The following is a 14,174-nucleotide window of genomic DNA, read 5'->3' as shown; positions in this document are numbered from 1 at the left end:
GTCCCCCGCCCGACGGCGATCTGCGTCACATAAGGTTGTGCCATGGCTAAGCTCACCGACCTGCCCAGCCAGGCTGTAACCAAGCTCGGTCGCTATCTCGAACGCGGCGGGGCCGAGTTGCATTATCTGCGCAAGATCCTGCAGTCCGGGGCGCTGAAACTGGAATCGCCGAAGGTCATCGCCAGCGCACTCTCCGACGGAGCGCGCTGGGGTGAGTTGGGGATGATTCCGGCGCTCAACGCCCGGCGCAACCCGAACGGCATCGCCGTCATCGACGACGACGGCAGCATCACGTTCAAAGAACTCGACGATGCCGTCAACGCCGTGGCCAACGGCCTGCTCGCGATGGGGGTCCGCGGCGGCGACGGGGTGGCGATCTTGGCCCGCAACCACCGCTGGTTCCTGATCGCCAACTACGGCTGCGCCCGGGTGGGTGCCCGGCTGATCCTGCTGAACAGTGAGTTCTCCGGCCCGCAGATCAAGGACGTCTCCGAGCGCGAAGGCGCCAAACTGATCATCTACGACGACGAGTACACCGCCGCCGTCGCGCAGGCCACGCCCGAGCTGGGCAAGTTGCGCGCTCTGGGAGTCAACCCCGACAGCGACGAGCCCTCGGGCAGCGCCGACGAGACGTTGGCTCAGCTGATCGCGCGCAGCAGCAAGGCGCCGGCGCCCAAGGTCACCAAGCACTCCTCGATCATCATCCTGACGTCCGGCACCACCGGTACCCCCAAGGGCGCCAACCGCGCCACCCCGCCGACGCTGGCGCCCATCGGCGGCATTTTGTCCCACGTCCCGTTCCGGGCCGGGGAAGTGACGTCGCTGCCGTCACCGATGTTCCACGCCCTGGGCTATCTGCACGGCACCCTGGCGATGTTCTTCGGCTCCACCCTGGTGTTGCGGCGCCGCTTCAAGCCCGCGACCGTGTTGGCGGACCTGGAGAAGCACAAGGTGACCGCGATGGTCGTCGTGCCGGTCATGCTGTCCCGGATCCTCGACGAGCTGGAGAAGACCAGCCCCAAACCGGACCTGTCGCACCTGCGGATCGTCTTCGTCTCCGGCTCGCAGCTGGGCGCGGAACTGGCGAGCCGGGCCATGAAGGACCTCGGACCGATCATCTACAACATGTACGGGTCCACCGAGGTCGCCTTCGCCACCATCGCCGGACCGGCCGACCTGCAGCACAACCCGGCGACCGTCGGACCGGTGGTCAAGGGCGTCAAGGTCAGGATCCTCGACGACAACGGCAACGAAGTGCCGCAGGGCGAGGTCGGGCGAATCTTCGTCGGCAACTTCTTCCCGTTCCAGGGCTACACCGGTGGCGGCGGCAAGCAGATCATCGACGGGCTGCTGTCCTCGGGCGATGTCGGCTACTTCGACGAGCGGGGCCTGCTCTATGTCAGCGGCCGCGACGACGAGATGATCGTCTCCGGCGGCGAGAACGTCTTCCCGGCCGAAGTCGAGGACCTGATCAGCGGACACCCCGACGTGGTCGAGGCGACCGCCCTGGGCGTCGACGACAAGGAGTGGGGCGCACGGCTGCGGGCCTTTGTGGTGAAAAAGGAAGGCTCGAGCGTCGACGAGGACACCATCAAGGTCTACGTCAAGGAGCACCTGGCCCGCTACAAGGTGCCGCGTGAGGTGATCTTCCTCGACGAGCTGCCCCGCAACCCCACCGGCAAGATCCTCAAGCGCGAGCTGCGCGACCTGTAGGTCGCGGCCCAGGGTTGTGAGAATGCTTCTGGGGTCGTGGCGGAATCCACGACCCCAGAAGCGATCTCGTCGGGCCTACGGGTCGCGGGGCAGGCCCAGCAGACGCTCGGCGATGATGTTGAGCTGAACCTCTGAGGTGCCGCCGTAGATGGTGGTGGCGCGGCTCATCAACAGGAACTCGGCCCACTTGCCGGGAAGCTGCTCGCGGTCGCCGATCGCGGCATCCCCGCCGAACGTGCCCACCGCGAACTCGGCGTAGCCCTGACCCGTGCGCATCGACAGCAGCTTGGACACCGCCGCTGCCGGCATCGGATCCTTGCCCGCCAGGGTCAGCAGCGTCGAGCGCAGGTTGAGCAGCTTGGCGGCGTGCCCCTCGGCGATCAGCTGCCCGGCCCGGCGCTGCGCGCCGTGATCGAACTGCCCGTCGCGCATGAACTCGACGAAGCCGTCGAGGCTGGCCAGGAACGGCATCTCGGTGCCACCGATGGACACCCGCTCGGCCGTCAGCGTGTTACGGCTGACCTCCCAGCCGCGGTTCACCTCGCCGAGCACCAGCTCGTCCGGGATGAACACGTCGTCGATGAACACGGTGTTGAACATCGCGCCGCCGGTGAGTTCACGCAGCGGGCTGACGGTCACGCCTTCGCTCTTCATGTCCAGCAGGAAGTACGTGATGCCGTCGTGCTTCGGGGCGCTCGGGTCAGTCCTGGCCAGCAGGGCTCCCCAGGAGGAGAACTGCGCGGCCGAGGTCCAGATCTTCTGGCCGCTGATCCGCCAGCCGCCGTCGACCTTGGTCGCCTTCGTGGTCAGGCTGGCCAGGTCGGAGCCCGCACCGGGCTCGGAGAACAGCTGGCACCAGATCATCTCCCCGCGGAAGGTGGGGGGCAGGAAACGCTGCTTCTGCTCGTCGGTGCCGAACGCGACGATCGACGGGATGAGCCACGCGGCGATACCCATCGACTGGCGACGCACCCGGCCGCTGGTGAACTCCTGCTCGATGATGATCTGCTCGATCGGCTCGGCGGCGCGTCCCCACGGCGTGGGCAGGTAGGGCAGCACCCAGCCGCCCTCGGCGATGGCGACCGTGCGCTGGTCGTGCGGCATGGCCTTGAGGGCTGCGACCTCAGCCCTGATCTCGGCGCGCAGCTTCTCGGTGTCGGGATCCAAGTCGATGTCGATCTTGCGCATACCGCCGGCGGTGGCGGTGTCGACCACCTGCTGGGGGTAGGCCGAGCGGTCGCCGAAGGAGGCGGCGAGGATCAGCGCGCGCCGGTAGTACACCCCGGCGTCGTGCTCCCAGGTGAATCCGATGCCGCCGTGCACCTGGATGCAGTCCTGGGTGCAGCGCTGGGCGGCGCTGGGGGCCAGGGTGGCGGCCACGGCCGTGGCGAACGCGACGGTCGGCGCCGCGGCTTCCCAACCGGGCGCCCCGCCCTCGGTCGCCTCGTCGATGGCGCGGGCGGCGTCCCACACCGCCGCGGTGGCCCGCTCGGTGTCGGCGATCATCTCCGCACACTTGTGCTTGATGGCCTGGAACTGACCGATCGGCCGGCCGAACTGCTCGCGGATCTTGGCGTATTCGGCGGCGGTGTCGGTGGCCCACCGGGCGACACCGATCGCCTCCGCGGACAGCAGTGTGGCGATGAGCGCCCGGGCACGTACCTCGGTGAGGTTGCGCAGAACCGCGGCGTCGTCGACCTCGACGCCGTCGGCGCGCACGTGGGCGATGGGGCGCAGCGGGTCCACGCTTGCCACCGGCTCGATCTCGAGCTGGTGGGCGCGCAGCAGTACCCACAGCGCTCCGTTGTCGGTCGCCACCGGTAGTACCAGCAGCGACGCCTGGGCGGCGGCGACCACGGCGCGGGCCTCCCCGCGGATCACCAGACCCGACCCCGAAGCGGTGGCGGTCAGCCCGGGGTTGACGCTGTAGGTGGCGATCACCTCGCCGCTGGCCAGTCCGCTCAGCTCGGCGGCGCCGGGATCGTGGGCGGCGATCAGGGCGCTGGCAACTGCGGACGGGACGAACGGGCCCGGCACTGCGCCGTAGCCGAACTCGGCGAGTACCACCGCCAGTTCCAGGATTCCGAAGCCCTGGCCGCCGACCTCCTCGGCCAGATGCACACCCGCCAGGCCCTGCTCGGCGGCGGCCCGCCAATACGGTGGCGGGTTCTCGATGGGGTTGTCCATCGCGGCGTGCAGCATCTCGGAGGGCACGGCGCGGGTCAGCAAGGACCGCACCGAATCGGCCAGGTCCTGGTGCTCGGAGGTGATCGCTATCGGCATCGATACGCCTTTCGGTTGTACGTGAGGTGAATCTAACAACCAGTCGGTTGGTTGACTACGTGGGACAGTGCCTGCCCGTCACGTAGCCGGCGGCAGTTGTCGACGGCCGCCGCCAGGTAGCGCCGCATGGTGTCGGCGGTGTACCAGCTCACGTGCGGCGTCAGCACGACGTTGTCCAAACCGAGCAGGGGGTTGTCCGCGGTCACCGGCTCGACGGCGAACACGTCGAGGCCCGCGCCGGCCAGCCGCCCGCGGCTCAGTGCGGCCGCCAGCGCGGCCTCGTCGACGATCGGTCCCCGGGAGGTGTTGACCAGCACCGCCTCGGGCTTCATCTGGCGCAGGGCCGCCTCGTCGATCAATCCCTCGGTGGCATCGGTCAGGGGAAGGTGCAGCGAGACGATGTCGGCCGCGGCCAGCAGCTCCGGCAGGGGTCGCCAGCCCGGCGTGCCGTCGTCGCGGGTACTGGTGTGGATGACCTGCGCACCCATGGCACTCACGATATGGGCCACCCGCTGGGCGATGCTGCCGAAGCCGACCAGCCCGACGACGCAGCCGCCGATGTCGCGGCAGTGTTCGCCCAGGTCGGGATCGGTCGGCCAACCGTGTATCGCCCGGGTCGCTCGGTCCAGCGGCAGGAGCCGGCGCAGCACCGCCAGCATCAGCATCACGGTGCCCTCGGCGACCGAGGCGGCGTTGGCGCCGGGCATATTGGCCACCGCGATGCCGCGCTGGGTGGCGACATCGACGTCGATGGTGTTGATTCCCACGCCGAACTTGTGCACCAGGCGCAACCGCGGTCCGCGTCGCAGGTCGTCGCCGGACAGCGGACGCAGCACGTGCCAGAGCACCTCCGCCTCGGCCAATTCGCGGTAGAACGTGGCGTCGTCATCGGCGGCGCACCACCGGATGTCCAGCCAGTCGGATTCGGGCGCCACGAACGCCGAGACCTTCGGGCCGGGAATGAAGTGGGCCAGCACGCGCACGGTCACGGCTGTGCCTCGGGGGCGGGCGGGCACCACATGCTCAGGCACTCTCCTCGGTATAGATGGCCCGGTAGAACACGTTGGCCAGGGTGCGGATGCAGGCCTCGTCGTCGGGGCCGTCGTCGTCGCGGGGCGTGGCGAGTTGGACGTAGCAGAACTGGTTGAGCATCGAGACGATCGCCACCGCGAGCAGGGCGGGGTCGTCGTCGGTGCAGTAGCCCTCGGCCTGGGCGCGCTTCACCGTTTCGGTGATGTGGCCGACGGGCACCGCGCAGATCTCCGCCCAGTACCGGGCGAAGTCGTCGTTGACCATCGCGAGCTGAGACACGCCGACCATCTCGGCCAGCCGATTGCGATAGGTGTACCAGTGCGCGGCGGTGGCCTGCTCGATGCGTTCCCGATTAGTCAGTCCGTGCCGGGTCACGGTGGCCGCCCGCCGGCTGGCCTCGTCGCGGAACCGCAGCGCCCACTCCCGGACCATCGCCTCTTTGGACTCGTAGTAGTTGTAGAACGACGCCGCCGAACGGCCGGCCTCAGCGGCGATGTCGGCGATGGTGGCCGCCAGGACCCCCTTCCGGGCGATGACGGAGCGGGCGGCGGAGTCGATCGCGGCCTGGGTGCGTCGGCCCCGCTCGGTGGGCAGTGGTTCGCGGTGGCCGGGCTGCTCGGGGTGGGTAGACACCGGGTCGGACTTCCTGTCTCGGGTCTGGCTCAAATCTGAATCTGATGTTAGATTCAGATTCTGATCTTCGCCAGAGGAGTGTCCGCAATGATCAAGCCGCACGGTGTGAACACCGAATTCGAAATCAGCGGGATCAACCACGTGGCGATGGTGTGCTCCGACATGGAACGCACCGTCGACTTCTACAGCAACATCCTGGGTATGCCGCTGGTCAAATCGCTGGACTTGCCCGCAGGTATCGGCCAGCACTTCTTCTTCGATGCCGGCAACGGCGACTGCGTGGCCTTCTTCTGGTTCCGTGACGCGCCGGACGGGGTGCCGGGCATCTCCGCGCCGGCCCACATACCCGGCATCGGCGAGATCACCAGCGCGGTGAGTTCCCTCAACCACCTGGCCTTCCACGTGCCGGCGGACAAGTTCGACGCCTACCGTCAGAAGCTGAAGGAAAAGGGCGTGCGGGTGGGCCCGATCCTCAACCACGACGAGTCCGAGTGGCAGGCGAGCCCGACGCTGCACCCCGGTGTGTATGTCCGCTCGTTCTACTTCCAGGACCCTGACGGAATTACGTTGGAATTCGCCTGCTGGACACAGGAATTCACCGGTGATGTAGAGCACGTCAAGCCCAAGACCACTGCGGACCGACGGGTTCCGGCGAGCACCTAGGCGTCCTGGGCTCACAGGCCGCGGGGTCGGACGCGAGTCCGGCGGGCCGGCGGCTTCGCTGTCGACCGAACGGTCGATACTGCATCGTGCGGTGTGCTAGTACGGTGCGACGGTATGAAAGTTTTCGCGCTCGTGGCCGGACTTGTGTTGGGCTGCGGCGCTATTACGATCGTTTTCGTCAGCAGACGTACCCGTGCGCGAAGGGGTCGGGGGCGAATCAGCCTGCCGCGCGGTAAGCACCAGGGTGAGCGGCTGCTCAACAATCCGCTGACCTTCCGCACCTGTGCCGCACTGGAATCGGTCGCCGAGCGGCTGATCGCCGATATCACCCCCTACCGGCAGGACCCCGGTGACCAACAGCTCTACCTGGCAGCCGCCGAGCCCGTCGAAGACAGTGCGGCGTTTGTTCTTATATTTAGGACTCCTGCGGAATCGGGGCCGCGATGTGTCATGGAGTCGACAGTCGTGCTCAGCCCGTCCGGCGGCGGGACCTCGGGAACGGTTGTCGTCGAGGCATGGCAGACGGTCGATGGAGCCATGGATTCCGTTGCGGTACAGACCGCGAAGGCGGTGCGCGACGGCGTCCGCAGGACAATCGCACAGTTGGACTCCGCGGCGGATTTCAGCGACAACTTCTAACCGCGCGCGACGGTTCGGTGCACCACCTCTCGATGGACGGCGTCGAGCCGACGGGTCCAGCCCCGGGAATCGAGGTATTCCAGCAGGGGGATCGCTACCCGCCGTGTGGTGTTCAGCGCCTGTTTTGCCTGCGTCGCGGTGAAAGGCTGCCGCAGTGAGGCCAATTCACGCATGGCCAAGGCGGGTGCATTCGGTAACAGCACCAGGTTGTCGTTGAGGCGCAACAGTCGCCCCACTCGTGCGGCTGCCGCCAGCTCGCGCACCCCCAGTCCCAGGGCGGCCAGATCGTCGGCTTCCGGGGCATGAAACGGGGACGCGGCCAGCCGGGATTCCAGGTCGGCGATCGCCGCTTCGGCCGGGCCGAGGTCGCAGCTGTCGTCCGGCAGTGCGATCAGTCCGTCGCGCTGTGTCAGTCCGGCATGGCCCACCAGTTCATCGAGCAGTTCTGGTCCCGGTAGTGCGAGCAGATCCACGGCCGCGCCCCGGGAGAGCCCGGCCGACAACGGATCTCGCTCCCGCAGCTCGTGCACCGCGCACTGCAGGCGGTCCCGCCACGATCGATACGTCGGGAGGTGGACCCACCAGCCGCGGATCACCGTCACCTGCGAGGGCGGGGAGGTGAGCTGGTAGCCCAGCAACCGCAGCCGCTGCTCGGACACCGCGCCGCGCCGGGCCACCTCGGCGAGCACCCAACGGCTGCGATCGGCGGGATCGGCGCCGGCCAGCTCTTCGGCGCGGCGGGCCGCGGCGCCGCGCCGCCGCAGCGCAGGAGGATCTGGGTCGAGCACCCACACCCCGCCCAGCACCCGGCCGGCTCCCGGATCGCGCACCAAGAGCCGATCCGAAAACGTCAGCGGAAGGGCACAGGTCAAGGTGATGCGAGCGTGATCGGCATCGAGGCGCCGCAGTCGGGCCGGGGTCGCCGCCGTGCCCACGTGCACCACCAGTTGCTCGGGTGCCTCGGCGAGCGGGCGGCCGGCGGCGTGGCGAACGTCGGCCACCGCGGTGGTCAGCCACTCGTCGGGCCGCACCAGAACGTCTCCGCGACGTACCTCCCCGGAGGCCACGCCGCGCAGGTTGACGGCCACCCGCGCGGTCGGCCCCAGGGCCGGATGCGGCTCGCCGCAGCTCTGCAATCCCCGGATGGTCACCGGGCGAGGCTGCCCGCGACACAGCAGCAGCAGGTGCTCGCCGGCGGCCAGGGTCCCCGCGGTCAACGTGCCGGTCACCACCGTTCCGGCCCCGGTGATGCTGAACGACCGGTCGACCCAGAGCCGAACCCGCTCGCCTTCTGACGGCGCGGGGATACCGGCCAGCAGGTTGTCCAGAACCGCCCGCAGGTTGTCCAGACCCGCCCCTTGGGCGGCAGACACCGCGACGATCGGGGCACCGTGTATACCGGTGTGCTCCAGTTCGGTGCGGACCTGCGCCGTCACTTCGGCGATGCGCTCAGCGGTGGCCCGGTCCGCGCGGGTGAGCACCACCACCGCATGTGATATCCCCAGGGCGGCAACGGCGTCGCGATGATCGGACGACTGCGCACACCAGCCCTCGTCGGCCGCGACCACGAAACAGACCACTGTCGCAGGCCCCAGACCGGCCAGCGTATTGGGCAAGAACCGTTCGTGGCCCGGGACGTCGACGAAGGCCACCCGCCGGCCCGACGGCAGGGCGGTCCAGGCGAAACCCAGATCGATGGTGAGGCCGCGCCGACGCTCCTCGGCCCACCGGTCGGGTTCCATCCCGGTGAGCGCGCGCACCAGGGTCGACTTCCCGTGGTCGACGTGGCCGGCGGTGGCGACGACGAACATGCTCAGGAGATCCGGGCGAGTGCGGCCCGCACCGCATCCAGCAGGGCAGGGTCGTCGGTTTCGGGCACACAGCGCAGGTCCACCAGGCAGGCGCCGTCATGCACCCGGGGCAGCACCGCGGGATCACCGCCGCGCAGCGGACCGGCCGCCGCCTCAGGCAGCCGGACCGCCCAGCCCGGCAGCGGGACGCCCGGCGCGCCGCCGCCGCCGACCCGGCCGTCGTGCGCCACCACGGTGCCACCCACCGCGGCGGCCAGTTGCTCGGCCCGGGAGCGCAACCGGGCGGGGTCGGCGTGCAGAGCCCTGGTCACGGGTGCATCGGCGCCGGACACGGTGGCTTCCAGGGCGGCGAGCGTGAGCTTGTCGGCGCGTACTGCGCGGGCCAGCGGGTGCCGCGCCAACCGGGCGATGACATCGGAACGTCCCAGGACGACTCCGGCCTGCGGACCGCCGAGCAGCTTGTCGCCGCTGGCGGTCACGATGTCGGCGCCGGCGCTCAGTGTGGTGGCCGCATCCGGTTCGCCGGGCAGCAGCGGATCCGGCGCCAGCAGCCCGCTGCCGAGATCGGCCACCAAGGCCACACCGTGTTCGGTTGCCAACGCCCGTAATGCCGAAACATCCACCGCCGCCGTGAAACCGTGTACGGCGAAATTGCTGGGGTGCACCTTCAGAATGCACCCGGTCTGCGGGCCGAGCGCCTCGGCATAATCGCGCAGATGGGTGCGGTTGGTCGTGCCGACCTCCCGCAACCGGGCCCCGGTCGAGGCGATCAGGTCCGGCAGGCGAAAGCCCGCCCCGATCTCGATGAGCTCACCCCGGCTGACGACCACCTCGCGGCCGGCGGCCAGCGCGGTGGTGGCCAGCACCAGTGCCGCGGCGCCATTGTTGACCACCAGGGAGTCCTCGGCTGCCGGGCACGCCGCCACCAGGGCGGCGCGGGCCGCCACCCCCCGTGCCGAGCGCGCGCCGGTGGCCAGATCCAGCTCGACGTCGACGTAGCCGCTGGCTGCCAGCAGCGCCTCGGTCGCTGCTGCCGACAGCGGCGCTCGGCCCAGGTTGGTGTGCACCACCACTCCGGTGGCATTGAGCACCGGTCGCAGCGCCGTCGCTCGACAGCGTGAAAGGCTCTCCAGGACAGCCTTTTCGACATCCTCTGGGGTCAACTCGCCGCGTCTGGCCTGATCCTGTGCGTCACGAACCACACCCCGCACGACATGCTCGCCGAGCCGTGCGCGGGCCGCTCGAACCGGTGGCAGCATCAGCAGCGCATCGGTGCGCGGAATGGCGCGGCGCGGATCGGCTTCGGTCACAGCTCCTCCTGGATGTGCAGCTGGCGGAGGCGGACGGGAATCGAACCCGCCAGGCCGAGCTGCTCGGCCTCACCGGTTTTGAAGACCGGGGAGCCCACCAGGACTCAGACGCCTCCGTTGATCAACCTAGTCAGTGCCGTGGTCGGCGGCCTGTTTCGGTCCGAGAACCAGCGGTCGACGACGGATCGGGCGCACACCGCTGTGGGTAGCATGACGCCTGAAGGAGGCCGTGACCATGACCAGCCAAACCATCGGCGGCCAGATCTATGAGCCGGCCGGGGTGGAGATCCGCGCCCGCGACGTCGAGTTCGACTGGTCGGCGACCCCGCTGCACTGGATCAAGGGCGAGCCGGTGGCCTCCGACATCGTGTGCATCCTGCACGTGCTGCTTCCCGAGGGCGAGCGGTGGTTCTGCAAGGTGTTCAACGAGGCGCTGCCCTACGTCAAAGACGAAGAACTGGCCCGCGCAATGCGTGGCTTCATCGGCCAGGAGGCGATACACGCCGAGGCGCACGACAAAGCGGTGACGGAGTTCCTGGAAGCGCGGGGCGTGGACACCGGGCCCGCGCTGCGCCAGTTCGAGTACCTGTTCCGGCGGCTGCTCGCGCCGCGCAGCCAGCGCTTCGCTCGCACCCGATACAACGACATGGTGCAACGGTTGTGGCTGATCGCGGCGATCGAGCATTACACCGCCATCCTGGGTGAGTTCGTCCTGAACTGCTCGTGGGACGACTACGACGTCGACCCGACCATGGCCGACATCTGCCGCTGGCACGGCGCCGAGGAGATCGAGCACCGCTGCGTTGCCCACGACGTGGCGAACTACTTTCACCCCGGCTACCTCAACCGGTGTCGAGCCATGGTCACCGCATTGGTCTATCTGGGGTTGATGATTCACCGGGCGATCGGATTCATGTGCCGCTCCGACCCCAGCATCAGCCACTCCTATTTCGGGCTCTGGCGCGAGTACCTGCGTGGGTCGCGGCGCAACATCCTGCCCCAGCTGCGGCAGGTGCTCAAATACACCGCCGTCTACTTCAAGCCGTCGTTTCACCCGGCGTCGATCGGCTCCACGGCGCAGGCCGTCGCCTACCTGGCCACCTCGCCGGCGGCACGCAGGGCTCGGCGTTGAGCGCAGCGCACGACGGGGCGGGCTCGCGATTCCGGCCGCTGGACGAGATGCCGGTGGAGGTTCCGCCGCACCTGTACGGCCGATGGCGTCATGACCCGCTCTTGTGGCTGTCGAACCTGCTGGCCAAGGTCGCGATCCCGACGTTCAGCGTGTTGATGCGACGCCGCAGGCTGGCCCAACCGGAACAGACGCGCCAACTGCGGGTGATAGGACGCGAGATCGTCGCTCACGATAAAGACGTGGTGGCGTTGACGCTGGTCGCCGCCGACGACAAGCCGCTGACCCGCTGGACCCCCGGTGCGCACCTGGACCTGCTGTTGCCCTCGGGGCGGATGCGGGAGTACTCCCTGTGTGGGGACCCCGCCGATTCCGGCAGCTACCGCATCGCGGTGCGTCGCATCCCCGACGGCGGTGGCGGGTCGATCGAAGTGCACGACACGTTGCTGCCGGGTGCCACGGTCACCGTCAAGGGACCCCGCAACGGCATGCCCATGGCCGTTCCCGGCTTTGGTTCGCCGGCGCGGCATCTGCGGTTCGTCGCCGGGGGCATCGGGATCACGCCCATCCTGCCGATGATGCGCGCCGCCGAGCGCCTGGGCCTGGACTGGTCCATGGTCTACACCGGCCGCAGCGCGGACAGCATCCCGTTCATCGCTGAGGTGCAGCAGTTCGGTGCCAAGGTGAGGGTGCGCACCGACGACACGCACGGGCTGCCCAGCGCTGCCGACCTGATCGGCGACGTACCCGGTGCCACAGCGCTGTACGCCTGCGGGCCGCCGGCGATGCTCGAGGTCCTCCGGCACGGCCTGATGGACCGTACCGACGTGGAGCTGCATTACGAACGCTTCTCTGCACCACCGGTTCTCGACGGCAAGGCGTTCACGGTGACGCTCGCCCGCAGCGGCACCACCGTCGCCGTCGGCGCAGACCAGAGCGCGCTGGCCGCCATCCTGGCGGTCGAGCCCGCCACCCCCTACTCCTGCAAGCAGGGGTTCTGCGGCACCTGCCGGGTCCGGGTGGTCGACGGGACGGTGGACCACCGGGATCAGACCTTGACCGATACCGAACGTGCCCACGGCCACATGCTGGTCTGCGTGTCCCGGGCGGCCGGCGACCACCTCATCATTGACGCATGACCGAACTGCGACTGACCGGCTTCGCCCACGGCGGCGGCTGCGCGTGCAAGATTCCCCCCGGCGAACTGGAAGACGCGGTGCGCGGCCTGACCGGACAGTCCGGCAGGGGTGTCCTGGTGGGCCTCGACGACGGCGACGACGCCGCGGCGGTGCTGGTGCGCGACGACCTTGCCGTGCTGTCCACCGCGGACTTCTTCACTCCCGTCGTCGACGATGCGTACGACTGGGGCCGGATTGCTGCCGCCAACGCGCTGTCGGACATCTACGCGATGGGCGGGCGCCCGGTGGTCGCGATCAACCTGGTCGGCTGGCCGCGGGAGAAGCTGCCGATGGAGTTGATGACCGAAGTGCTGCGCGGCGGGCTGGCGGTGGCCGAACAGGCGGGCTGCCCGGTGATCGGCGGGCATTCCATCGACGATCCCGAACCCAAGTACGGCATGGCCGTCACCGGAGTGGCCGACCCGTCGAAGCTGCTGCGCAACGACGCCGCCGAGCCCGGACTGGCGTTGACGCTGACCAAGCCGCTGGGTGTGGGCCTGCTCAACAACAGGCACAAACGCACCGGCGAGGTCTTCGACGAGGCGATCGCCACCATGGTCGCGCTCAACCGCGACGCCGCCGAAGCAGCGGTGTCCCATGGGGTGCGGGCGGCCACCGATGTCACCGGCTTCGGGCTGCTGGGCCATCTCTACAAGATGTGCCGCGCGTCGGGGGTCGGCGCGGTGATCGACCGTGCCGCGGTGCCGCTGCTGGAGGCAGCGCGCGAGGCGTTGGACGCCGGCTTCGTGTCGGGCGGCACCCGCCGCAATCTGGACTGGGTGCGCCCGCACGTATGCACCGGATCCGGGGTCACCGAGGACGATCTGCTGCTGTTGGCCGACGCCCAGACCTCCGGAGGCCTGCTGGTGGTGGGCGAGCTTCCCGGACACCCGGTGATCGGGCACACCGTGGCCGGCAGTGGCGTCGAGGTGCGCTAGCCCATAGCTGGTGCATAGCCAGGACCTAGCGGTGGCTGGTGTTCGCACCGGCAAGATGCCCTCCATGAGTGAAGTACCCGAGAACACAGCCACCTCGCCGGCGGCGCCCGCCGAGTTCAAGCCCTACTGGCTCTACCGGCTTGCCGCCTGGGTCGCGATCGTCGCCGGCATCGTCTTCATCGTGTCGTCGATCTTTCTCGCCGGCGTGTGGGTCAGTCACGGCGGACCGCGCGGCCACCACTGTCCCGGCGGGCACGGGCATCACGCCCAGCACGCGATGTTCCACAAGGGCCCGCACCGTCCGGGGCCGATGTGGTGGGGGCCGGATCGGCCGGGCCCGGAGGAGCTGCCACCGCCGGTGACCACCACGGCGCCCACACCGGGCCGCTGAGCCCGACCGGCACCGACCCCGGCCGCCGCCCCCTCCGAAGGGCGGCGGTCGGCGTCGTTCTGGGGCATGATGGATCGGTATGAGCGAGCCGCCAGTCTCCACCCCACCGCCGCCTGCGCCGGCAGCGTCTCCTCCGCCGGCAGCGTCGCCTCCTGTGCAGGCAGCGCCGAACCGGCTCTACCAGATCGCGGCCTGGGTGGTGATCGTCGCCGGAACCGTCTTCATCGCCGCCGTCATCTTCGGTACGGGGGCGTACCTCAGCGGTGGCGGCTGGTACGGGCCGCGACACCACCATCACGGGCCCTGCATGATGCATCACGGGCCGCCCATGGGTCCCGGCTTCGGCCCGGCGGGCCCCGGCGAGGAATCGCAGTGGCCCGGCTTCCGTCCGGCCGGACCGGGCAACGGGCCGGGCGGTCCCGGAGGACCGCCCCCGCCACCACCCCCGCCGTCC

At 69.4% G+C, this 14,174-nt stretch carries 13 protein-coding genes and 1 tRNA gene; 8 read left to right on the top strand and 6 right to left on the bottom strand.

Annotated features, from left to right (window positions below):
• The first annotated feature begins 42 nt into the window (after nt 1–42).
• Nucleotides 43–1,713 carry a long-chain-fatty-acid--CoA ligase FadD2 gene (gene fadD2 / locus AWC02_RS00130; RefSeq protein WP_085126103.1) on the top strand — a complete coding sequence of 557 codons (1,671 nt, stop codon included), beginning with the start codon at nt 43–45 and terminating at the stop codon, nt 1,711–1,713.
• A 75-nt stretch (nt 1,714–1,788) separates the two neighbouring features.
• Here the strand turns inward: fadD2 and AWC02_RS00125 are convergent, their stop codons facing one another.
• Genes AWC02_RS00125 through AWC02_RS00115 form a run of 3 tightly spaced genes read right to left on the bottom strand, consistent with a single transcriptional unit; the run spans nt 1,789 to nt 5,661 of the window.
• Complete coding sequence (locus AWC02_RS00125; RefSeq protein ID WP_085126101.1) at nt 1,789–3,996, bottom strand: acyl-CoA dehydrogenase family protein; 2,208 nt, start codon at nt 3,994–3,996, stop codon at nt 1,789–1,791.
• 32 nt (nt 3,997–4,028) lie between these two features.
• Nucleotides 4,029–4,979, bottom strand: coding sequence for a 2-hydroxyacid dehydrogenase (locus AWC02_RS00120; protein ID WP_085126228.1), 951 nt, complete (start codon nt 4,977–4,979; stop codon nt 4,029–4,031).
• 40 nt (nt 4,980–5,019) lie between these two features.
• On the bottom strand, nt 5,020–5,661 hold the full coding sequence (locus AWC02_RS00115) for a TetR/AcrR family transcriptional regulator (protein ID WP_085126100.1): 642 nt from the start codon (nt 5,659–5,661) through the stop codon (nt 5,020–5,022).
• Between the two features lie 87 nt (nt 5,662–5,748).
• Here AWC02_RS00115 and AWC02_RS00110 point away from each other — a divergent pair, with 87 nt between their 5' ends.
• Both AWC02_RS00110 and AWC02_RS00105 read left to right on the top strand, forming a co-directional pair.
• Complete coding sequence (locus AWC02_RS00110; RefSeq protein ID WP_085126098.1) at nt 5,749–6,324, top strand: VOC family protein; 576 nt, start codon at nt 5,749–5,751, stop codon at nt 6,322–6,324.
• Between the two features lie 114 nt (nt 6,325–6,438).
• On the top strand, nt 6,439–6,963 hold the full coding sequence (locus tag AWC02_RS00105; protein WP_133055589.1) for a hypothetical protein: 525 nt from the start codon (nt 6,439–6,441) through the stop codon (nt 6,961–6,963).
• On the opposite strand, the gene selB is transcribed toward AWC02_RS00105, so the two are convergent.
• The 3 genes from selB to AWC02_RS00090 form a co-directional block, all read right to left on the bottom strand.
• A complete protein-coding gene (gene selB / locus AWC02_RS00100) occupies nt 6,960–8,774 on the bottom strand; it encodes a selenocysteine-specific translation elongation factor (protein WP_085126094.1) in 1,815 nt (604 codons plus the stop codon). The genes AWC02_RS00105 and selB overlap by 4 nt on opposite strands.
• A 2-nt stretch (nt 8,775–8,776) precedes the next feature.
• A complete protein-coding gene (gene selA / locus AWC02_RS00095; RefSeq protein WP_085126093.1) occupies nt 8,777–10,084 on the bottom strand; it encodes an L-seryl-tRNA(Sec) selenium transferase in 1,308 nt (435 codons plus the stop codon).
• 21 nt (nt 10,085–10,105) lie between these two features.
• Nucleotides 10,106–10,200, bottom strand: a tRNA-Sec gene (locus AWC02_RS00090).
• 119 nt (nt 10,201–10,319) lie between these two features.
• On the opposite strand from AWC02_RS00090, the gene AWC02_RS00085 reads away from it, so the two are divergent.
• The 5 genes from AWC02_RS00085 to AWC02_RS22760 all read left to right on the top strand — a co-directional run.
• Nucleotides 10,320–11,216 carry a metal-dependent hydrolase gene (locus tag AWC02_RS00085; protein WP_085126226.1) on the top strand — a complete coding sequence of 299 codons (897 nt, stop codon included), beginning with the start codon at nt 10,320–10,322 and terminating at the stop codon, nt 11,214–11,216.
• A gap of 47 nt (nt 11,217–11,263) precedes the next feature.
• Nucleotides 11,264–12,352, top strand: coding sequence for a PDR/VanB family oxidoreductase (locus tag AWC02_RS00080; RefSeq protein WP_085126224.1), 1,089 nt, complete (start codon nt 11,264–11,266; stop codon nt 12,350–12,352).
• On the top strand, nt 12,349–13,329 hold the full coding sequence (gene selD, locus AWC02_RS00075; RefSeq protein WP_085126091.1) for a selenide, water dikinase SelD: 981 nt from the start codon (nt 12,349–12,351) through the stop codon (nt 13,327–13,329). Before AWC02_RS00080 ends, selD begins: the two co-directional genes overlap by 4 nt.
• A gap of 64 nt (nt 13,330–13,393) precedes the next feature.
• On the top strand, nt 13,394–13,720 hold the full coding sequence (locus AWC02_RS00070) for a hypothetical protein (RefSeq protein ID WP_085126090.1): 327 nt from the start codon (nt 13,394–13,396) through the stop codon (nt 13,718–13,720).
• 154 nt (nt 13,721–13,874) lie between these two features.
• A partial coding sequence (locus AWC02_RS22760) for a hypothetical protein (protein WP_207567965.1) occupies nt 13,875–14,174 on the top strand: 300 nt, incomplete at its 3' end.

The organism is Mycolicibacter engbaekii, from assembly GCF_002101585.1.
Taxonomy (GTDB): Bacteria; Actinomycetota; Actinomycetes; order Mycobacteriales; family Mycobacteriaceae; genus Mycobacterium; species Mycobacterium engbaekii.
This window is presented reverse-complemented; position numbering and strand designations above follow the sequence as displayed.